This window comes from Thalassovita autumnalis, assembly GCF_001458255.1.
Taxonomy (GTDB): Bacteria; Pseudomonadota; Alphaproteobacteria; order Rhodobacterales; family Rhodobacteraceae; genus Thalassobius; species Thalassobius autumnalis.
The window spans coordinates 123,264-144,510 of the sequence record NZ_CYSB01000041.1; the positions used below are offsets into that span (position 1 = coordinate 123,264).

The 21,247-nt window shown below is 61.3% G+C and carries 18 protein-coding genes; 4 read left to right on the forward strand and 14 right to left on the reverse strand.

The genetic code is table 11. The annotated features are described in order from the left end of the window. Positions 1-95 precede the first annotated feature (95 nt). Complete coding sequence (locus TL5118_RS19090) at positions 96-1,130, reverse strand: alpha/beta hydrolase (protein ID WP_058244441.1); 1,035 nt, start codon at positions 1,128-1,130, stop codon at positions 96-98. A 135-nt stretch (positions 1,131-1,265) separates the two neighbouring features. Then, a complete protein-coding gene (locus TL5118_RS19095) occupies positions 1,266-2,438 on the reverse strand; it encodes a thiolase family protein (protein ID WP_058244442.1) in 1,173 nt (390 codons plus the stop codon). 356 nt (positions 2,439-2,794) lie between these two features. On the opposite strand from TL5118_RS19095, the gene TL5118_RS19100 reads away from it, so the two are divergent. Beyond that, positions 2,795-4,369, forward strand: a complete 1,575-nt coding sequence (locus TL5118_RS19100) for a gamma-glutamyltransferase family protein (protein WP_058244443.1) — start codon at positions 2,795-2,797, stop codon at positions 4,367-4,369. A 61-nt stretch (positions 4,370-4,430) separates the two neighbouring features. On the opposite strand, the gene hspQ is transcribed toward TL5118_RS19100, so the two are convergent. Next, positions 4,431-4,757, reverse strand: coding sequence for a heat shock protein HspQ (gene hspQ / locus TL5118_RS19105; protein ID WP_058244472.1), 327 nt, complete (start codon positions 4,755-4,757; stop codon positions 4,431-4,433). 83 nt (positions 4,758-4,840) lie between these two features. Between hspQ and TL5118_RS19110 the strand changes: the two genes are divergently transcribed. Continuing rightward, on the forward strand, positions 4,841-5,722 hold the full coding sequence (locus TL5118_RS19110; protein WP_058244444.1) for an AEC family transporter: 882 nt from the start codon (positions 4,841-4,843) through the stop codon (positions 5,720-5,722). A gap of 98 nt (positions 5,723-5,820) precedes the next feature. Further along, entirely contained in the window at positions 5,821-6,405 is a 585-nt protein-coding gene (locus TL5118_RS19115) for a transglycosylase SLT domain-containing protein (RefSeq protein WP_058244445.1), read from the forward strand. An 84-nt stretch (positions 6,406-6,489) separates the two neighbouring features. Here TL5118_RS19115 and TL5118_RS19120 read toward each other — a convergent pair whose 3' ends face one another. From TL5118_RS19120 to TL5118_RS19135, 4 genes are all read right to left on the reverse strand, one after another. Then, the gene (locus TL5118_RS19120) at positions 6,490-7,092 is read right to left on the reverse strand and encodes a LolA family protein (RefSeq protein WP_058244446.1); all 603 of its coding nucleotides are present in this window, start codon (positions 7,090-7,092) and stop codon (positions 6,490-6,492) included. A gap of 110 nt (positions 7,093-7,202) precedes the next feature. Then, positions 7,203-10,289: a DNA translocase FtsK gene (locus TL5118_RS19125; RefSeq protein ID WP_058244447.1), complete on the reverse strand. Its 3,087-nt coding sequence runs from the start codon at positions 10,287-10,289 to the stop codon at positions 7,203-7,205. 15 nt (positions 10,290-10,304) lie between these two features. After that, positions 10,305-11,483 (reverse strand): aminotransferase class I/II-fold pyridoxal phosphate-dependent enzyme, encoded by a 1,179-nt coding sequence (locus TL5118_RS19130; protein ID WP_058244448.1) that lies wholly within the window; start codon positions 11,481-11,483, stop codon positions 10,305-10,307. A gap of 159 nt (positions 11,484-11,642) precedes the next feature. Beyond that, on the reverse strand, positions 11,643-12,977 hold the full coding sequence (locus tag TL5118_RS19135; RefSeq protein WP_058244449.1) for an amidase: 1,335 nt from the start codon (positions 12,975-12,977) through the stop codon (positions 11,643-11,645). Positions 12,978-13,025: 48 nt separating this feature from the next. Here TL5118_RS19135 and TL5118_RS19140 point away from each other — a divergent pair, with 48 nt between their 5' ends. Further along, the gene (locus TL5118_RS19140) at positions 13,026-14,279 is read left to right on the forward strand and encodes a UbiH/UbiF/VisC/COQ6 family ubiquinone biosynthesis hydroxylase (RefSeq protein ID WP_082626355.1); all 1,254 of its coding nucleotides are present in this window, start codon (positions 13,026-13,028) and stop codon (positions 14,277-14,279) included. A 127-nt stretch (positions 14,280-14,406) separates the two neighbouring features. Here the strand turns inward: TL5118_RS19140 and lpxK are convergent, their stop codons facing one another. From lpxK to TL5118_RS19175, 7 genes are all read right to left on the reverse strand, one after another. Further along, positions 14,407-15,426 (reverse strand): tetraacyldisaccharide 4'-kinase, encoded by a 1,020-nt coding sequence (gene lpxK, locus TL5118_RS19145; RefSeq protein WP_058244451.1) that lies wholly within the window; start codon positions 15,424-15,426, stop codon positions 14,407-14,409. Further along, positions 15,426-16,643 carry a 3-deoxy-D-manno-octulosonic acid transferase gene (locus TL5118_RS19150; RefSeq protein WP_058244452.1) on the reverse strand — a complete coding sequence of 406 codons (1,218 nt, stop codon included), beginning with the start codon at positions 16,641-16,643 and terminating at the stop codon, positions 15,426-15,428. The genes lpxK and TL5118_RS19150 overlap by 1 nt, the downstream gene beginning before the upstream one ends. 12 nt (positions 16,644-16,655) lie before the next feature. Next, positions 16,656-16,898 carry a DUF4170 domain-containing protein gene (locus tag TL5118_RS19155; RefSeq protein WP_058244453.1) on the reverse strand — a complete coding sequence of 81 codons (243 nt, stop codon included), beginning with the start codon at positions 16,896-16,898 and terminating at the stop codon, positions 16,656-16,658. A 111-nt stretch (positions 16,899-17,009) separates the two neighbouring features. Further along, on the reverse strand, positions 17,010-17,399 hold the full coding sequence (locus TL5118_RS19160; RefSeq protein WP_058244454.1) for a rhodanese-like domain-containing protein: 390 nt from the start codon (positions 17,397-17,399) through the stop codon (positions 17,010-17,012). 13 nt (positions 17,400-17,412) lie between these two features. Further along, a complete protein-coding gene (locus tag TL5118_RS19165) occupies positions 17,413-18,207 on the reverse strand; it encodes an inositol monophosphatase family protein (protein ID WP_058244455.1) in 795 nt (264 codons plus the stop codon). Then, positions 18,194-19,540, reverse strand: a complete 1,347-nt coding sequence (locus tag TL5118_RS19170; protein ID WP_058244456.1) for a TldD/PmbA family protein — start codon at positions 19,538-19,540, stop codon at positions 18,194-18,196. The genes TL5118_RS19165 and TL5118_RS19170 overlap by 14 nt, the downstream gene beginning before the upstream one ends. Before the next feature lie 184 nt (positions 19,541-19,724). After that, positions 19,725-21,230, reverse strand: coding sequence for a DUF2125 domain-containing protein (locus tag TL5118_RS19175; protein WP_058244457.1), 1,506 nt, complete (start codon positions 21,228-21,230; stop codon positions 19,725-19,727). Positions 21,231-21,247 lie beyond the last annotated feature (17 nt).

A 21,247-nucleotide genomic window follows, 5' to 3' on the forward strand; every position in this document is an offset into this window, starting at 1 on the left:
AATTACCCGCCAATCTATCCGGCGCAATCGCCAAAGGTGCAAGGGGAGCTACGCCAAATTCTTGTGCCTCATCGCACAGGGCACGGTGCGCCGGTTTATCCCTGCAAGACCTGTCTGAGCCACGCTGCCGCCTGATCAATGGCCACATCGGCCTCAGGGATCACCTTGGTGAGGTTAAGGAAGCCATGCACCTGCCCCTCAAACCGGGCCAGGGTCACGGCGCTGCCGGCCTCTTCCAGACGTTCGGCATAGGCTTCCCCTTCATCCCACAGGGGATCATGGCCGGCAATCAGCACAAAGGCGGGCGGCTGCCCGGACAAATCCGGCGCTAGAAAGGGGGACACCCGGGGCTGTAGACGGTCCACATCCGGGCCCAGATATAGGTCCAGATAGCCTTCAATCCGGGCCAGCGACAGCAGGGGATGATCAGCAAAGGCCTTGATCGACGGGGTTGTCAGCCGCCCATCTACGGCCGGGTAAAACAACAGCTGCGCTGCGGGCATCCGGCGCTTGTCCTGCGACAGACTCCAGAGCAGGCTTGCCGTCAGGTTGGCGCCCGCACTGTCACCACCCACCGCAATTTTATGACGGTCCACGCCCAGTGTTTCGGCTTGGGCATAAAGCGCCTGATAGGCCATCATCACATCGTCGGGGGCCGCCGGGAACGGGTGTTCCGGCGCCAGGCGGTAACTGTAGGAGAGCACCTGCATCCCCGCCCGCCGCGCCAGTTTCGCACAGAGCGCATCATGGGTGTCCAAACTGCCCTGAACCCAGCCCCCACCGTGGAAGTAGAGCAGCGTCGGCAAAGGCCCCTCAGCCGCATCCAACGGCCGGTAGATCCGCGCGGGCCGCTCCCCGGCTGCGCCCGGCAGGGTCACGTCACGCCGCTGGACCTGCGGTTCCGGTCGATCAAACCGCGCAACAAACCCAGCCATCTGCACCCGGCTTTCTGCAACCGAGGGCGGCTGATTGGGATCCCGCACCAGCCCCACCAACTGCGCGACAGAGGCCGCTTTGGGATCTGCCCGCCGCCCCATACGCACCGGCAGTGCCGCATCCCAGAAATAGCGCGCCAGCCCACTGGGCATGCGCACCAGCATCAATGCCCAGATCAGCTTTAACGTCTTCATGGTCCCACCTACCTTGCCTCGCGATACATTGGGCATTGCACGGGCATCGCGCAACAATAAGGCGAGGCTATCAAGCCCAGACATAGAAAAACCGGCCCGAAGGCCGGTTTGATCTTTCCACATGAGGGAGCGAGGTCAGACCCGTTCGATCGCAATCGCCGTGCCTTCGCCACCGCCGATACAGATCGCTGCGACACCCCGCTTCAGCCCGCGTTTTTCCAACGCGTTCAGCAGGGTCACCATGATCCGCGCGCCCGAGGCACCAATCGGATGGCCCAACGCACAGGCACCGCCGTTGACGTTCACAACATCGCGGTGCAGCCCCATTTCACGCATGAAGGCCATCGGCACCACGGCGAAAGCTTCGTTCACTTCCCAGAGGTCCACATCCTCAACCGACCAGTCCAGACGCTCCAACAGTTTCTTGGCCGCGGGAACCGGGGCGGTGGGGAACTGTGATGGCGCATGGGCATGACTGGCATGCCCCATGATCCGGGCACGCACCTTGAGGCCCTGCGCTGCAGCCGCCTCTTCCGAGGCCAGCACCAATGCCGCCGCCCCATCCGAGATGGAGGAAGAGTTTGCCGCCGTCACCGTGCCATCCTTGCGGAAGGCCGGTTTCAGATGCGGGATCTTTTCCGGGCGGGCTTTCGCGGGCTGCTCATCGGTGGTGATGACATGTTCGCCGGTGCGGTGGCGCAGGGTCAGCGGCGCAATTTCGCCCTCAAAGGCACCGGAACGTTCTGCCTCCAACGCGTTTGACAGCGAAGCCAGCGCATATTGATCCTGCTCTTCACGGGTGAACTGAAAAGCCTCAGCGCAGTCTTCGGCAAAGGTGCCCATCAGGCGGCCTTTGTCATAGGCGTCTTCCAGTCCATCGAGGAACATGTGATCCAGCGTCTGCTGGTGACCGATCCGGGCGCCACCGCGCATTTTGGGCAAAAGATAAGGCGCGTTTGACATGCTCTCCATCCCGCCCGCAATCATCGTGTCTGCGTGCCCCAGCGCGATCTGGTCAAAGGCCATCATCGCCGCCTTCATGCCTGAGCCACACATCTTGTTCAGCGTGGTGGCCGGCACTTCTTCGCCCAGACCACCGGCAAAGCCCGCCTGACGTGCCGGGGCCTGGCCCTGACCGGCAGGCAGAACGCAGCCCATAAGCACCTCATCCACGGTGCTGGCACCAGCATCCCCCAGGGCGGCACGGATGGCCGCGCCGCCCAAAGTGGCGGCCTCCACCCCGTCAAACACCCCCTGAAATCCGCCCATCGGCGTGCGGGCCGCCCCTGCGATGACCACTGGTTTCATCTTGCATTCCTCCTTTGGCGCTGCCCCGGCCCGATGCTGAGTGCGGCGCAAATCCAAGTCATTGGCATTTTGTCTGGTGTGAATTGAACAAGTGTTCACTTAAAAGTCCAGAGCGTCTTGCCGCCATTTTCCTGCCCGGATCCCAGCAAACCATAGCATATCGCCCAAGAATCGCCCCATTGCGCCCGCAAAGCGGTCGAGAATCGCTGTCATAACAGGGTCTGTAGCTGCAATGGCTTCCCTCGGTGCCGCGCGAACACAGCCCCCACCCAGTGTGCGGCACCGAGGCATTTTCTTCCTTGAACTCAATCGCATCGCCTCTACCCTCTGCCCAAGTTTAAGGAGGGGACCCCCGAATGCGCGATTTTCACCAACCCGGTCGATCCGAGGTTTATGCCGCCAATGGCATCTGTGCCACGTCACACCCGTTGGCGGCCAATGCCGCCGTTGATGTGCTGCGCCGTGGCGGCAATGCCATGGATGCGGCGATTGCCGGGGCTGTCCTGTTGGGGATTTGCGAACCGCAGATGACAGGAATCGGTGGCGACTGCTTTGTGCTGTTTTCGCCGGCAGGGTCAGATGACATTCTGGCGCTTAACGGTTCTGGTCGCGCGCCCGCAGCCGCTGATGCGGCCGCCCTGCGCGCCCGCGGGCTGAAAACGGTGCCGCTGACCGGACCCGAAGCGGTGACGGTGCCCGGCGCGATTGATGCCTTCTGCACCCTCAGCGAAGATCACGGCAAACTGGGCTTGGACGCCATTTTGGCCCCCGCCATTCACTATGCCGAAACCGGTGTGCCCGTGGCGCCCCGGGTTGCCTTTGACTGGGATGAAAATCAGGCGACCCTGCAGGGTCATGGCCGCACCCATTATCTGATCAACGGTGCCGTCCCCAAACTGGGCCAGCTGTTCGCCGCCCCCGGTCAGGCCGAGGTGCTGCGCCGCCTGGCCAAGGACGGGCGCAAGGCCTTCTATGAAGGGGAAGTCGCCGAAGATATGGTCGCTTGCCTGCGCGAGTTGGGCGGCGTCCACACGGTTGAGGATTTCGCCAACACCCGTTGCGATTACACCGATCCCGTCAGCGGTGATTACAAAGGGGTGGATCTGGTGGAGCACCCGCCAAATGGTCAGGGTGCCACCGCCAACCTGATGCTGAACATCCTTAAACACTATGACATCGCATCGATGGATCCTTTCGGCACCGAACGTGCCCATATCGAAGCGGAGGCGGCGAAACTGGCCTATGACGCCCGCAATCGCTTCATAGCGGACCCGGCGATGACCACCATGCTGGAGCATATGCTGGCGCCGGAAACGGCGGCAAAACTGGCCGCGCTAATCGATCCGAAAAAGGCCATGGCCAACCCGCACAGCCTGTCGGAATCGGTGCATAAAGACACGATCTACATCACCGTTGTGGACAAGGACCGGATGGCGGTTTCGCTGATCTATTCGATCTTCCACGGCTTTGGATCTGGCATCGCGTCTGAGAAATTCGGTGTCTTGATGCAGAACCGCGGTGCCGGCTTCACGCTGGAGGAAGGTCATCCAAACGAAATGCGCGGCGGCCACCGACCGCTGCACACCATCATCCCCGGTATGCTGCGCCAGAACGGCAAGGTCATAATGCCCTTTGGTGTGATGGGCGGCGCCTATCAGCCCAACGGCCACGCGCGGTTCCTGTCAAACATGGTTGATTTCGGCATGGGCCCGCAGGAGGCGATTGATGCGCCGCGCTGTTTCTCGGACGATGGCGTGATGAAGGTCGAAAAAGGCTACAGCGATCAGGTCCGCCAGGAGCTGAGCGATTTGGGCCACAAGGTTGAGGTGCCCCATGGCCCTATTGGCGGCGCGCAGGCGATCCGGATTGAGGACGACGTGCTGATCGGCGCCTCGGACCCGCGCAAAGACGGCTGCGCCATCGGCTACTGACCAAACCAAAAAGCGGCCCTCACCGGGGCCGCTTCCACTCCGCCTGTGATAGGCAGTCGGATCAGTTCAGCGAGAAATGCAACGGGTAATGGCCATCCTCAAAGGGGCCAAAAAGGTCCGGAATGTCCGGGTGACTGACCGGTTCGCCCGAGTAGTCGGCCACCAGGTTCTGCTCTGACACATAGGCCACATAGTAGCTCTGATCGTTTTCGGCGAGCAGGTGATAGAACGGCTGTTCCTTGCGGGGGCGGCTGTCCTCGGGGATGGAACGATACCATTCCTCGGTGTTGTTAAACTCAGGATCCACGTCAAAAACCACCCCACGGAAGGGATGTTTTTTGTGCCGAACAACTTGGCCCAAATGATATTTCGCGCGCGATCTTAGCATCATCTTGCAGCCCCCATATCCCAGAGATAGACCTTTCGGGGGAGGCTGTCCATGTCTGACGGCGAATCTGAGGGAAACAGACTGTGAACCTAATTCTGACAGTGTTGGAAATCACCGCACCGGTGTTTTTCCTGGCGATGATCGGTTTTGTCTGGGTGAAAGCCGGCTTTGAATACCGCATCCGCTTTGTCACCCAGCTGGCGATGAACCTTGGTATTCCCTGCCTGATTTTCACCGCGCTGATGAAAACGCAGATTGAGCCGCAGGCTTTGGCGGATCTGACGCTGGCCTCTATCGCGGCCTATGGGGCGGTGACGGTGGCCGCCTACGGGCTGGTTAAACTGACCCGGCTGGACGTGCGCACCTATCTGGCGCCGATCATTTTTGGCAACACCGGCAACCTGGGTCTGCCGCTGGCGATGTTCGCCTTTGGTGAGGTGGGCCTCAGCTACGCCGTGGTGGTGTTTGCGGTCATGGCGATCTGGTCTTTCACCTTCGGGGTCTGGCTGGTGGCTGGCGGTGGATCGCTGCTGAAGGTGATTAAAGAACCGCTGGTATCGGCAACCCTGCTGGGGGCGCTGTTTTTGTGGCAGGGCTGGCAGACGCCCCTGTTCTTGACCAACACGCTGGAATTGATCGGCCAGATGGCAATTCCTTTGATGCTGATCACGCTGGGGGTTGCGGTGGCGCGGCTGTCGCCGGGGCAGATCGGGCAGGCCACCTGGATTTCGCTGGTCAAATACCTGCTGTGCTTTGCGCTGGCCTATGTCATCGCGCAGGCCTTCCAGCTGGAACCGGTTGCCGCCGCGGTGCTGGTGATCCAGATCGCAACGCCGGTGGCCGTCTCATCCTACCTGCTGGCCGAGAAATACGGCGCGGATTCGGGATCGGTGGCGGGTCTGGTTGTTGTCTCAACCCTGATGTCGATCTGCGCAATTCCGCTGATGCTGGCGCTTTTGATCTGAAAATGGGGCAATTGTGATCACCTGCCCCATTTGCAGGACAGCCCCTTTGCGATAAACTGAGCCAAAAGAACAAATATAAAATTGAGAGCACGAGGCAGATGAGCAGAATCCTACGCCTGTTTGTGCTGATGATGGTTTTGGCGTCCTGCGGCGGTGGCAACTATTCGGCCCCTCGCAATCTGGACAATGCCTGTTCGATCCTCAGCCAACGCCCAAAATACGCCCGCGCCTTCCGCGCGACCGAGCGCCGTTGGGGTGTGCCAATGCATGTGCAGATGGCCACCATCTATCAAGAAAGCAAATTTATCGGTAACGCCCGCACCCCATACCGCTACGTGCTGGGGGTGATCCCGATGGGCCGCGTCAGTTCCGCCTATGGCTACAGCCAGGCGCTAGATGGCACCTGGGCCGAATATCAGCGGGCCACCCGCAGCTATGGGGCGCGGCGCGACAATATCTTTGACGCCTCGGACTTCATGGGCTGGTACATGAACAATTCGCGCGACCGCAACGGTATCGCGCTGAACAATGCCAAGCACCAGTATCTGGCCTATCACGAAGGTCAGACCGGCTATAAGCGCGGCACCTATAAGCGTAAAAGCTGGCTGGTTCGGATCTCAAATGAGGTCGACAGCCGCGCCAAGATGTATCAGGCCCAACTGCGCAGCTGCTCGCGGTTCTAACGATTATCTGTTGCATGAAAAACGCCAGCGTGCCCCGGCCCGCTGGCGTTTTGCGTTTTGGCTTGTGGCCTGAGGCGCCGGCGCTCAGCGGCTGCGGCGCTCTTTCTCCACCCCGATATCAAAGATCTGGTTTGACAGTTTCACCGAACTGTCCAGCGCGCCCAGAACCACCGTGGTGGCCGAACCGGCATCATCGCGCACGATCCACTGGCGCAGCTGCACGGGATTGTCGGTGAAGACCAAGCTAAGCGTGCCGTATTCCGGATGCTCAGGATCCTGCGCCACAACTGTGGTGGCGGTGCCATCATAGCTGTGACCCACCACCATATTGGCGCGGCCCAGATTGATGTTGCGATCCAGGATCAACTTCAACGGTGTTTTCCCCAGCGGGTAGGTTTCCGGCTGCGGATTGCCGCGTGGATCGAAAATGGCCACGGTACGTGCCTCGGCCAGAACCAAGGTTTTGTCCTGATCATATTCGAACCGGATCTTCCACGGCCGTTTCAGCATCAGCTGCCCGGTCATGATGGTGCCGTCATCGCTGATCTGGGTAAAATCCGCCTGTGCGGTTTTCAGATCGTTCAGATAGGCCGACAGCTGGTTCAGCGAGATCTTCTCGGCCAAGGCCGGCAGCGCGCTGAGGCTCAACGCCGTCAGTGCGGCGACTGTGTAACGAAGTGTTTTCATACCAATAACCTAAGCAATTTCAGGACCGTCACCAGTGGGTGGTGGCTCACAAACATGTCAAATGGCAAAAAGCGGCCCATCTCTGGACCGCTTTGCAATATCTCGCTGATTTACCCGACCTCGGGCACCAGCACCTCTCGCTTGCCGACATGGTTGGCGGCAGAGACGACCCCTTCGTCCTCCATCTGCTCGACCAGTCGGGCGGCTTTGTTGTAGCCGATCGCCAGTTTCCGCTGGATGTAGGAGGTTGAGCATTTGCGGTCCTTGGCCACAATGGCCACTGCCTGATCATAAAGCGCATCTTCGCCATTGGTGTTGCCACCAAGGCCCAGAACCGCATCGATATTGTCGGCTTTTTCGTCCTCCGGACCTTCGACCACGCCACCGATGTAATCCGGCGGGCCGTAGCTCTTCAGGTGGTTGACGATTTCCTCAACCTCTTCGTCGCTGACAAAGGGACCGTGGCAACGGGTGATCTTGGCGCCACCGGCCATGTAGAGCATGTCGCCCATACCCAAGAGCTGCTCTGCCCCCATTTCCCCAAGGATCGTGCGGCTGTCGACTTTGGAGGTCACCTGGAACGAAATCCGGGTCGGGAAGTTAGCCTTGATCGTGCCGGTGATCACATCGACCGAAGGTCGCTGCGTCGCCATGATCAAGTGAATGCCCGAGGCACGTGCCATCTGCGCCAGACGCTGGATGCAGGCTTCGATCTCTTTACCCGCCACCATCATCAGATCGGCCATCTCATCCACGATGACCACGATGTAGGGCATTTTGACGGGGGTGATTTCCTCGGTCTCAAAGACGGGTTCACCGGTTTCATCGTCAAATCCGGTCTGCACCGTGCGGCTGAAGGTTTCACCTTTGGCCAACGCGTCCTCCACCCGGCTGTTGTAGCCGTCGATGTTGCGCACACCCATCTTGGACATCTTGCGATAGCGATCTTCCATCTCGCCCACAGTCCATTTAAGGGCAACGACCGCCTTCTTCGGGTCGGTCACAACCGGCGACAGCAGATGCGGGATGCCGTCATAAACGCTGAGTTCCAGCATCTTCGGGTCTATCATGATCAACCGGCATTCCTCAGGTGTCAGCTTGTAGAGCAGGCTGAGGATCATCGTGTTGATCGCCACCGACTTACCCGAACCGGTGGTCCCTGCGATCAGCAGGTGGGGCATCTTGGCAAGGTTGGCGACAACCGGGTCACCGCCAATGTCCTTGCCCAGTGCCAGCGGTAGTTTCTGGTTGCCGTCACCAAAATCGCGGGCAGCCAAAATTTCACGCAGCACCACTTTTTCGCGGTTTTCATTCGGCAGTTCGATCCCGATCACGCTGCGGCCGGGAACGGTCGACACACGTGCCGACAGCGCCGACATGGATCGCGCAATATCATCAGCCAGACCGATCACACGGCTGGCTTTCAGGCCCGGTGCGGGCTCCAGCTCATACATGGTGACAACGGGGCCGGGGCGGACGCTGACGATCTCACCTTTGACGCCGTAGTCATCCAGCACGTTTTCCAACATGCGTGCGTTTTCCTCCAGCGCCTCATCACTCAGATGGTGGCGTTGGATCAGCGACGGGTTGGCCAGGAGGCCAAGCGGCGGCAGCTCATATTCCGGCCTATTCTCCTCAAAGCTCAGCGCTGGCTGCGCCTCGGCTTTGGCGCGGCTGGAGGGCTGGATCGGCTTGCGGTTCAGTGGCTGCACAACTTTGCGCGGCTCAGGTGTGGGGATCGCGGTGCGCGGTGCGGCAACAGGCTGCGGCGCAGGTTGTGGGGTGGGCTGCACGGCAACGGGCTCCGCTGCAGGTGCCACAACACCTTCATCAATCGAGGCTGCGATTTCCGCAATATCCGCCGCCAAAGGCTCCGCCACCGGTTCAGGCGCAGATTGCCACTGGGCTGCAGAATAGGGCACCCCATCCTGCGGCATGCCCTCTTGCGGCACGGCCTCGGCAAAGGGGTTTGTGCTGATCGTTTGCGTCGTGTCGGCAGTTTGCACTGGCGCTGCGGCGGGGGCCGCTGCAACAGGGGCAGCCGTAACGGGTGCAGTCAGGGGCGGTTCAGCCCGCAGGCCTGCGGTCAGGGGCGGCTCAGGTGGCAGTTCAGCCGAGCCGGCCGGTTGCGCCGGGCCTGCATCGGGGTTGAACACCAGGGGATCCGGCCCGCGGCCACGGCCCTTGGTCAGCGGTGCGACGGTTTCCACCTGCACCGCCGGGTTTGACCGCACGCGCGACTTGATCACATCAGCGATCTTGGCCTTGATCCGATCATCACCGGGCGCCGGAACATCCGGGGCCAGGCCAGGCTGCACCATTTCAGGCGCTGGCAATTCCTCAGCCTCAACCGGATCCGGTCGGCGGATCAGGGTGGGCATACGTTTCAGCAAGCTTGGCTTTTCGGGCGCAGGTTCTTCTGCGGCCTCTTCCATAAACTCGATATCGTCTTCGTCCGTGACCTTCCATTCCTGCTCCTCGGCGAGGCGCTGTTTTTCTGCGCGGCGTTCGGCACGGCTGGCCTGCATGGACTGCGCCTTGCCCATGGCACCATGGGCGCCACGGCCCAACAAGGTCAGCAGCGCGGCATAGGTCATGATGACGCCAACAAGCAGGAAGCGGCCACCGCGTTTGACCTCTGGCAGGGTAAACCCAAGCACAAAGATGCCCAGAACCAGCATCGCCACGGCGGTCAGCGCCGACAGCAGTTTCAGCGCCAGCGTCGACGGTACGATGGTCAGGGCAAAGCCAAGGATTGCATCGCCAAACCGCCCGCCCAGACCATAGCCATGGTTCCAGCCTTCACCAGGCAAGAGGGTGGCGGCATAGACCGAAGTCACGGCAATCAGGATCGGCAGGAAGACCAGACGGCCCACCGCCCGATCCACACCATGATGCATCACCAGACGCGCGCCCCAGGCCAAAGTGGTCATCGGCAGCACCCAGGCGCCCAGACCCAGCATCACCGACAACAGAGCCGATATGGAGGCCCCAGGACGGCCCAGCCAGTTCTGCACCGGCGCATCAGTGGAGGACAGGAAAGACGGATCCTCGGGCGTGTAGGAATAGATCATCGCGCCCATCGCCAGACCAACGAGGATCAGGACAATCCCCAGAAGCTCCTTGCCGCGTTTTTCCATTGCGGCCTGCATGTCACTGCCAAAAAGCGGATCGCGCCCACGTGCTTGATATGCCATCGCTGCCCTCGTTCCTTAACCGTAAATACATGACCGCAACGCTGTCAGCGCGCGTTCGACATCTTCGTTTGAATGCACCAAAGCGACCCGGATGTATTCCTTACCCGGGTTAAACCCATCCACCTCACGCGCCAGATAGGCGCCGGGCAGAACCCGCACCCCAGTCTCCTGCCAGAGCTTCAGCGCCGAGGCCTCACCATCCTTGACCGGCAACCACAGGAAGAAGCCCGCTTCGGGACTTTCATAGCCGGGAATGTCCCCGAAGATCCTGTCTGCGATGGTGAATTTCTGCTGATAGAGGTGGCGGTTTTCCACCACATGCCCCTCATCCGCCCAGACGCGTTCAGCGGCGCGCTGCAAGGGCAGCGGCAAAGGTGCGCCCGAATAGGCCCGCAACTGTTTGATACGTTTCAGGCTTTCAGGGCCACCGGCCACAAAGCCCGAGCGCAGGCCGGGCAGGTTCGATCGCTTCGAGAGCGAATGAAAAACCACCACCCGTTCGGGATCCGCACCCAGCTCCTGCGCTACCTCCAGCGCACCGGTTGGGGCTTCACCCCGGTAAATCTCAGAATAACATTCATCCGCAAAGATGCGGAAATCATACTGTTCGGCCAAACGGATCAGATCCGTCCAATACTGCCGGCTGGCCACGGCCCCCTGGGGGTTGGCCGGTGAACAGATATAGGCCGCAGCGACCCGGTTCAGCACCTCGGCCGGCAATGCGGTGTAATCGGGCAGATGACCGCTTTCTTTGGTGGCGGGCACCATCAACGGTTCCGCCCCCACCGAAATCGCACCGATCATATAGACCTGATAAAAGGGGTTGGGCAGCAGGATCACCGGGCGATCGCCGCCCTTCTGCTCAGGCACCAAGGCCATACAGGCGTTATAAAGCCCCTCACGTGTGCCGTTGAGCGCCATGATCTGGCTCCCGGCATCCAGTCCTACACCGTAGCGGCGCTGGACCCAATCGCGAATCGCCTCCAGCAACTCGGGGGTGCCGTCATTGGGCGGGTATTTCCCAAAACCTTCGGCATTTTCCGCAATGATATCAGCCACCCACGCCGGGAAAGCGTGTTTGGGTTCGCCAATGGTCATATGCATGGCTGCGCCGCCCGGTTCATGCACGTCCAACAAGGCGCGCAGACGCGGGAATGCATAAGCGGGAAGGTTCGAAAACCGCTCAGGAAACATCAGATTTTGCCTCAATGTATCGGGATCATTGTCGCCCCGTTTGGATTGAGACTAGCCAAAAGGGCCCGCCGCGTCCAGTTCCGACGCGGCGGGCCCCTTTCTGTTGTGACCTTTTTGACGAAGCGGGCCAGGAATTTAGCCCGGGGGGTGACCCCGTTCTTAGCCGAGGGCCAGCGCCGCCTCTGCCGCTGCGGCAACGCGCAGCAAACGCTCCTCCTGCCCCGGCAGACCGTTTAGCAAAATACCGCAGCTTGGCACGCCCGTGGGCAGGGTCACGCCGCAGTTGCCCATCAGATTGCCCACCCGGGTGTTTTGCAACGCCAGCAGGTTTTCGGTGACAAAATAGGCATCGTCCTGCATCAGGCGATCCACCTTGGGCGGCAGAATAGGCGCTGTTGGGCACAGCACCGCATCAAAGCCCGCAACCCGTTCATACCAGACCGCCCGCAGCCGTTCGAGTTTCTGCCAAGCGGCCACGTAATCCGCGGCGCCAACATCCTTGCCACCACGGAACCGTTCCAACACGCGGTCAAACATCAGGTCCGGATTGGCCTCAATCACATCACGCCATCTGCCATAGGCCTCAGCGGTGTAAAGCGGGCCGGCCATCGCCATGGCGTCGGCCACCTCAGGCGCATCGATTTTGACGATCTCTGCCCCAGCCTCAGCCAGTTTCGCAACCGCATCGTTAAAGGCCTGCATCGGCACCTCTCGGGTGTCTTCCAGCACCACGGTCTGCAACACGGCAAAGCGTTTGCCTTTCAGCGTGGCCCCTGTCAGATTGGCGGCTCTGCCCCCTTCCAGCATGGCCAGCATCAAGGCGGCATCTTCAACCGAACGGCACAGCGGGCCGATGGTGTCAAACTTGGCGCAGAGATCAACCACACCCTGCAGACCAATCCGGCCCGCGGTGGTCTTAAGCCCCACCAGATCATTCCAGGCCGCGGGGATCCGCACCGATCCCCCGGTGTCAGATCCGATCCCGCAGGCCGCCAGATCAAAAGCGACCGAGGTCGCCGCACCTGACGAAGAGCCCCCTGAAACCGCATCGTGATCATTCACACAGGGCGGCGTTGCTGTGACCGGGTTCAGCCCCAAGCCCGAAAACGCCAGTTCGCTCATATGGGTTTTGCCCAGACAGACCAGCCCCAGGGCTGTCGCGTTGCGCAGCACCGGCGCGTCCACCTCAGGGGTCCGCCCCTTCAACAGGGCCGATCCCGCCTCTGTCGCCACACCTGCCGAATCAAACAGATCCTTCCAGGAAATCGGCACACCATCCAAGGCAGACAGGCGCTGCCCCGCCTTGGCGCGGGCACTTGCGGCCTCAGCCTCGGCCATGGCGCGATCTTCGGTGACCCGGGCATAGATCCGATCCGCAAACGGATGTGAGGCAATGGCGGTCAGATAGGTCTCCGTCAGGGCAACGGGGTCAATCTCACCGCTGCCAATGCCCCGCCCCAGATCCGCGGCGCTTGCCTTCAACCAATGATCCATTTTTTGCCTCCTGTTCCTCTTGTCGCGACCGTAGCGACGCTGAGGCGCATGGACAATCCCGTGAAGCCACGCATATTGAGGCACATGAAACATGACAGCGATATCCTGATCGTCGGCGGCGGCCTGAACGGCCCCGCTCAGGCCCTGGCTCTGGCGCAGGCGGGCTTCACCGTCACGGTGATCGATGCCCTGCCCCGCGCGACGCAGCAGTCCGATAATTTTGACGGCCGCGCCTATGCGCTGGCGCTGGCGTCAAAACGTCTGTTGGACCGGATCGGTATCTGGGATCACGTGGCTTGCATTGCCCAGCCGATGCTGGATATCAAGGTCAGCGATGGCCGCGCGGGTGAGGGCCCGCTCAGCCCGTTTTTCCTGCACTTTGACCACAATGAGCTGGAAGAAGGCCCGATGGGCTACATGCTGGAGGATCGCTTCCTGCGGCGGGCGCTGGCGGATGCAATGACGGCGGAGCCCCGCATCACCGTGATGGATGGTACCAAGGTTGTGGCGCAGGACACCGGGCCGGCGGGCGTCACGCTGCATCTGGACACAGGCGCAACGCTGACGGGCAAGTTGTTGATCGGCGCAGATGGGCGCAAATCCGGCACCGCAGAACGGGCGGGCATCAAGCGCAGCGGCTGGGACTATGGCCAGACCGCGCTGGTCTGTGCCATCTCGCACGAGCTGCCCAACAACGGTGTGGCGCATCAGTTCTTCATGCCGCCGGGTCCCTTGGCGATCCTGCCGCTGCCCGGCAACATGTCCTCCATCGTCTGGTCGGAAACCCACGAAAACGCCGCAGCGATCCACGGCCTGAGCGATGCAGATTACATGCAGGTGCTGCGCCCGCGTTTCGGCGATTTCCTGGGCAAGATCGAACTGGCCGGGCAACGTTTCACCTATCCGCTGAACCTGACGCTGGCCGATCGTTTCACCGCAGAGCGGCTGGTGTTGGTGGGTGATGCCGCCCATGGCATGCATCCCATCGCCGGTCAGGGGCTAAACGCCGGGTTGCGCGATATCGGCGCGCTGACCCAGGTGCTGCGTGACGCAAAACAACGTGGTGAAGATATCGCCAGTGAGCTGGTACTAGACCGCTATCAGGAATGGCGCCGGTTCGATACCGCCAGCCTGGCCCTCAGCACCGATCTGACCAACAAGCTGTTTTCCAATGACAATCCGCTGCTGCGCTTTGCCCGGGATCTGGGCATGGGGGCGGTAAACGCCATGCCCGGCCTGCGCCGCGGTTTCATGCGCGAAGCGGCGGGCCTCACCGGGGATTTGCCCGACCTGATGCGCTGACTGTTACAGAGTCTGCACCTTTCAACGTTTCCAAAATACTCGGGGGTGAATGGGGGCATCTTTGATGACCACAGAGGGGCGCAGCCCCTCACGGCCCATCTATCAGACAAAACCGCAATAATAGCGCTTAGCCCTTACCGGGCGCCCCTGCGATCACCTGATCCAACGCGGCTTTCAGCTGATCCTCTTGATGCACCCGCAGCCGCACCGGCACGGTCACCACTTTCATCCGGAAGCTTTCAGGCAGTCGCACCGCATCCTTTTCGGTGGTGACCATCTGCAATCCCCGCAGCGCCGCCTCTTTTTCCAACCGGGTCAGCAAACCGGGTGTCAGCGCCTGATGGTCATCCAACGCCTCCGCCCGCACCAGATCAGCGCCCAGACCGCGCAGCGTGCGGAAAAACTTCTCAGGGTGGCCGATCCCGGCAAAGGCCAGAACCCGCATGCCGTCAAACTCGATCCCCATCTGCAGCGGCTCCAGCGCGGCGGTGATATGGGGCAGGTCATATCGCTTGATCTCATCGCCCCATTGGGCCGCAAACGTGGCCTGCGCCGCATCGTCGCCGATTGACAGCAGCAGATCGCCGCGGCGCAACCCCGCCGCCACCGGTTCCCGCAAGGGCCCCGCCGGCAGGCACCGGCCATTGCCAAAACCTTTATTCGCATCGACCACGATGATCGACAGATCCTTTTGCAGGTCCGGGTTCTGGAAACCATCATCCATGATGATCACACCGGCCCCCAGTTCCACCGCCAGACGCGCCCCGGCGGCACGATCTTTGGCCACCACCACCGTGGCAAATGCCGCCAACAGCAAGGGTTCATCACCGACATCTTCGGCGCTGTGGTCCAGCGGATTGACCTGAACCGGACCTTCAAGCTGGCCGCCATAGCCACGTGACACCACAATGGGGCGCACACCGCTGCCCATCAGCATCATCAGCAGCGCAATCGCGGTCGGCGTCTTGCCGGTGCCACCCGCGTTCAAATTGCCCACACAGATCACCGGCACCGGCGGGCGATAGCCCTGTGTCTTGGCCAGTCGTTTGGCTGTCAGATGAGCATACAGCGCCCCGAGCGGTGCCAACAGGCGGGCCCGCATTCCCGGGGCCTCAGGCGGGCGATACCAGAAACGGGGTGGCTGCATCAGACCGTCCCCCCCAGATCCAAGGTGTCTTGGATCATCTCGATCACCTCATCCGTCACCTCCGCGCCAAGCGAACTGACCTCCCAGCCCGCATGGGCCATCGCGGCCACCTGATCAGCCGCCGAGAGCGTGTTCAGCGCCGAGGCAAGGCTGTCGGCATCCTTCACGATCCGCGCCGCCCCCGCGCTGACAAAGCGGCTGTAGGCATTGAGGTAGCGCCCCACATTGGGACCATAAAGAATGGCCGAGCCCAGCGCCGCCGGCTCATAAGGGTCACGCCCGCCAAACCCCGGCACCAGGGAGCTGCCCATGAAGGTGACAGGCGCCAATCGGTACCAAAGACCCATTTCCCCACGCGTATCGGCCAGCAGAACCTGCGTGTCCTCTTCAGGCGCTTGCCCTTCGGACCAGCGGGCCACTTGCCAGCCCCAGCCGCGCAGCTTCTCCGCCATTTGAGAGCCTTGGGTTTCATCGTCAGGCACAAGGATCAGCAATTGCCGGTGTGACAGGCGCAACGCCGCCTTATGGGCCTGGCTGATCATGCCCAACTCATCAAACTGCGCCATGGCGGCCAACCAGACAGGGCGGTTGCCCAGGCATTTTGCCAAATCTTCGCGGGTGGCCTCTTCGCAGGGCAGGGCCGCGCCGCCTTCTTGCATCGCGCCGGAAACCTGAAGGTTGGCGCGCGAAATTCCGATCCGGCCCAGCCGTTGGGCCGCCGCCTGATCCACCGCGACAATCCGCGAAAATCGGTGCAGCACTGACCGGCTCATATCCGGCAGCCAGCGGAACCGCACATCCTCCAAAGCGTCCGCTTCGGCATCCAGCAGGAACATCACCAGATCCCGCCGGGCTGCCATCTCAATCGCCGCGGGACGCAGATCACCACTGGACCAAAGCCCCAGATCAGGCCGCCAATGATCAAAAAACCGGGTGAGGTCCGGCACGGTGTCTTCGGGGATCACCTGCCAGTGCATATTGCCCTTCACATGATCCGGCCGGGGCAGCCCGGGCGGTGTGGTCAGCAACAGATGGACGCCGGGGCGCTGCGCTTCGAGCAGGGTAAACAGCTGCATCAGCGCCGCGGCTTTTTCCAATGTGGGCGCATGGGCCCAGATCAGCTCGCCCTCGGGGCGGGGATTGTCAAACGTCGGCGCCTCACGCGATCCGCGCCGGGCCAGGGCCATATAGGCCGCAAGACTGAGGGATCGCGCCATGACTTACCGATCTTAGCCGAGTTCTTCGGTCGCCGAGATTTCACGCTCTTCGTCACGCAGGCGGTGAATATGCGCGATGTAGTAACGCATATGCGCGTTATCGACGGTTTTCTGGGCTTCCGCCTTCCAGGCGTCATAAGCGCTCTGGTAGTTGGGGAACATGCCGACGATGTGAATGTTGTCGACGTCCTTGAACACGTTCTTGGACGGATCGACAAGTTCACCACCGAAAACAAGGTGCAGGCGTTGGGTCATGAGGAGATCTCCTGAAAAGGTCAGGCGCAATTTAGGCCCTGTGGGTTAGGGCTGCAAGCCACCGGGGCGTTGCCTGGCACCAAGATGCCTAAAGGTCTGATTAGGCGGGGTTTAACGCGGCTCCCGCTGTGCCTGCGGCAGGTCCGCACGACGCCAGTCGCCAAAGCCCCCACGCAGGGAGGCCACCTTCAGCCCCATACGTTGGGCAATCTGCGCCGCCAGCAGCGAACGCCACCCCGAGGCACAGTAGAACAGAAAGGTCTGATCTGAGGCAAACCAATCCTTATGGTAGGGGCTTTCGGGATCGATCCAGAACTCCAGCATGCCACGGGGGGCATGTTTGGCGCCGGGGATCAGGCCATCCCGTTCCAATTCGCGCGGGTCGCGGATATCGACGAAGACCAGACCGGGATCCTCAAGCCGCGCCGCGGCCTCTTCGATAGTAAGCGAGGAAACCTCGGCATCGGCTTCCGCCAAAAGCTGTTTGTACCCAATTGCCATATTGTGTTCCCCCTCAACCCGTTTGCTGCGTGCTGACCAACCGTTTTGACAGATCCGCGTGCAATGCGGGGCCAGCGGCCACCACCCCTTTGACCTGGGGATGGGCGTTGTTGAACCGCAAAGGTGCGCCATGCATGTCCGTCACCTTGGCGCCCGCTTCGGTCAGGATCAGCGCGCCCGCTGCAATGTCCCATTCCCAGCTGTCGCGCAGCGTCAGCATGGCGTCAAACCGACCCTGCGCCACAAGGCTCAGCCGATAGGCCAGTGACGGGCGGTAGACCCGCTTCACATCCGGTACAACGCCATCAATCCAATGTTCCGGCGCATAGTTCGGCCGCGCCGACAGAACCGAGGCACCGCTGACCCCTTCACGTGCCGTGACGCCAACCTGCGTGCCGTTCAGTGTGGTGCCCTGCCCTTTGGCCGCAGCATAAAGGCGATCCTTGGCCGGCAGCAACACAACGGCCGCGGTGACCTCGCCCCCTTGGGCCACCGCGATCGAATGCGCCCAGGCGTTTGAGCCTTCGATGAAGCTGCGGGTGCCGTCGATGGGATCGACGATAAACAGTTTTTCCTGATCCAAGCGGGTTCTGCCATCCTCGCTTTCCTCGGACAGCCAGCCATAGTCAGGCCGGGCACCCAGAAGTTCGCGGTGCAGCACATCATTTACAGCCAGGTCCGCCTCAGTCACCGGGCCCAGATCGCCCGGCTTGTCCCAGGATTTCGCCTGTGGTCCGCTGTATTTCAGGGCTGTTTCCCCCGCCAGTCGGGCGGCGTGGATCAACAGGTCAAGATCAGTCGCCGGCAAGGGTCAGCCCCTCTACCAGAAGCGATGGCACAACCCGGCTGAGATGCAGCCGCGCATCATTGGCCGGGATGATCCGGCCCAGCATGTCGCGCAGATTGCCAGCGATGGTGCATTCATTCACCGGATACTGGATCTCACCGTTTTCCACCCAGAAGCCCGACGCCCCACGAGAGTAGTCACCGGTATTGGGGTTGATGGTCGAACCAATCATCGAGGTGACCAACAGACCCGTGCCCATCTGTTTCAGCAGATCATCCCGGCTGACATCGCCTTGGGTCAGGGCAATGTTCCACGGGCTTGGCGACGGTGGGGCCGAGGTGCCGCGCACTGCGTTGCCAGTGGATTGCAGCCCCAATTTGCGGGCTGTTGCCAGATCCAGCGTCCAACCGGTCAGCACACCGTCGTCAATGATCTTGCGCGGCTTGGTCGGCAGCCCTTCGGCGTCAAACGGGCGCGAGCCCGAGGTGCGCGGACGATGCGGATCCTCCCGCAGATCCAGACCTTTCGGCAGCAGCTGCGTGCCCTCAGCGCCCAGCAACCAGGACGAGCCGCGGGCAATGGCGCTGCCGTTGGCGGCGGCCAGCAAATGGCCGATCAGCGTTGAGGAGATGCGCTCATCAAACAGCACTGGGTAGCTGCCAGTCTGCGGTTTGCGCGCGCCCACCCGTTCCACACAGCGCTTTGCGGCGGTTTCGCCGATGTCCTCAGGGCTGCGCAGATCGCCCTGAAAAATCCGCATGTCACCGTCATAATCGCGTTCCATGCCGGTGCCGGTGCCAGAAATGGCCACACAGCTGACCGCACGGTCGCTGCGCTGATAGCCGCCGGCAAACCCGTTGCTGGCGGCCAGATAGACCTCACGACTGCCATAAGCGGCGGAACTGGATTGCACCTGAGTAACGCCGTCAACCGCCTGCGCAGCCGCTTCGGCGCGGCGGGCATCTTCCTCCAAGGCGGCGGGGGCAGGCTCGGCGGTGTCGTCATAAAGTTCCAGCGCGGCCAGATCCCAGTCACGGGCCAGCTGATCGGGATCCGCCAACCCGATATGGGGATCCTCCGGCGCCTCTTTGGCCATTGCAACAGCCCGTTCCGCCATGGCCGCCATGGTTTCCAGCCGGGTGTCTGAGGCCGAGACATTGGCCTGCCGCTGCCCCACAAAAACCCGCAAACCGATATCGGTGCCCTCAGACCGTTCTGCCTGCTCCAGCACCCCATTGCGCACATCGATATTGACCGACGTGCCCGCCACCGCCATTGCATCCGCCGCATCGGCACCCGCATCTTTGGCCGCTTTCAACAGGGCTTGGCTCAGCTCGGCAAGGGATTGGGTCATGGAAGCCTCTTTTTATCTCACCCCCTTGAGGTAGACCTTGCCGGGATCAGGTGCAAGTTTTGCGCGGGAAAACTTGGGGGGACTGCGGGATTTGACCCGGACTGCCTGCCCACAGTACAGGCGAGTCGCACGCAAAAAGGCCGGGGTTTCCCCCGGCCTTTTCATAAAGTTATCGAAGCAGCGCTTATTTCAGGCGCATGCCGTTGGCCATCACGTGGCCTTCGGCGTTCACCTCAATGGTGGATTTCAGGCTGTCTTCGCCTTCACCCGGCACGGTGAACATGCCCATCATCATGCGTGCGCCCATCACGTCCTCTTCCGAGGCAAGACCCATCGCAACCGCTTTGTCCATCAGCGCGTTGCCACCGGTCAGCGACAGCTCAACCGAACCTTCGGGGCGCGGCATACCGTCAAAGCTGACCTTGTCTGTGTTGTCGAAGGTAAAGGCGCCGGCGCCGGTCAGTTCTGCACCAACCATGCTGACGTGGATGTCGTTGATCGAGACCGAGTGCAGTTCACCCGGCTCATCCATCATCATCGCTTCGGGCGCAAACAGATCGGCCAAGATCTTCACGGTGCCGGTCACGTCGAAGCTGACGGTGGCCGGGTCGCGCGGCAGTTGGGCGGTCGGATCAAAGACCGACCACAGCATGTCAGGCACAGCAAAATCAGCCAGCGTCACCGCCAGTTTGAAGTCCTGCTCTTCATCAGCCATGGCCAGCGGGACGCTGATTTCCATGCTGGCTTCACCCAGTTCATAAGACACCGGGAACGGCAGATCCGGCACCTGCATGCTAACGGCCGCATCAAAGGCCTGCTGGTTCAGCGCGAACCCTTCGGCGTCAAAGGCCAAGCCAAATTCACCGCTGGCCGCCTGCTGGGTGCCGGATACACGCTCACCATCTGCGTTAATGTCAAAAGCGATATCTGCCCCGTTGTGGGCCAGGCCAAAGTCCATTGCCAGACCCTGCGCCATGGCTTTGCCGAAGTCTTCCGGGTCCATCGCCATTGGGAAGGCCGTCAGGCTGTCAAAGGTCACATTGCTCAGCGTGGCGTTGATGATCGCGCCTTCTTCGCTGCCCGTCGGGTCCTTGACGTCTACGTTAAGGATCAGCTGATCAGCGCTGAACTCCTGATCCGAGCTCATCAGATCAGTGCCGGAAATCAGCGAGTTGCCATTGGCATTCACCATGGTCACGCTGATATCGCCCAGATTAATGGTCTGGCCTTCCGCCATGATCTCACCAACCGACATCTCAACCGAAGCCGCGGAATAAGCGTAGTTAATCGCATCAGGCTCACCCGAGGCAACCATGCTCAGACCGGTGGTGTTGTAGTTGATGTTGACCTGACCCTCTTCGCCGTCACCGGAGAATTTGGCCACAATCGGGTAGATCGCCGGCATTTCCAGCGCCACGGTGCCGTCGCCTTTGTCCACAAAGGTGAAGCCGGGCATCGACACTTCGACGGTCGCATCTTCTTCCGGAATGGCAATGTTCATCACCAGATCTGAGATCTCCAGATCATTGCCCATCTGGGTCTCGGTCGCGCTGACCTCATAACCGAACGGCTCCATCTGCGACAGCCAGCTTTGCCAGACCTCCTGAGGGGTTACATCGGCGTGGGCGACGGGGGCGCCCAGCATCAAAGCGGCAATCACCGGCGAGCAAAAAGTGAGTGGTTGTTTCATGAAATCGGCCTTTCTCT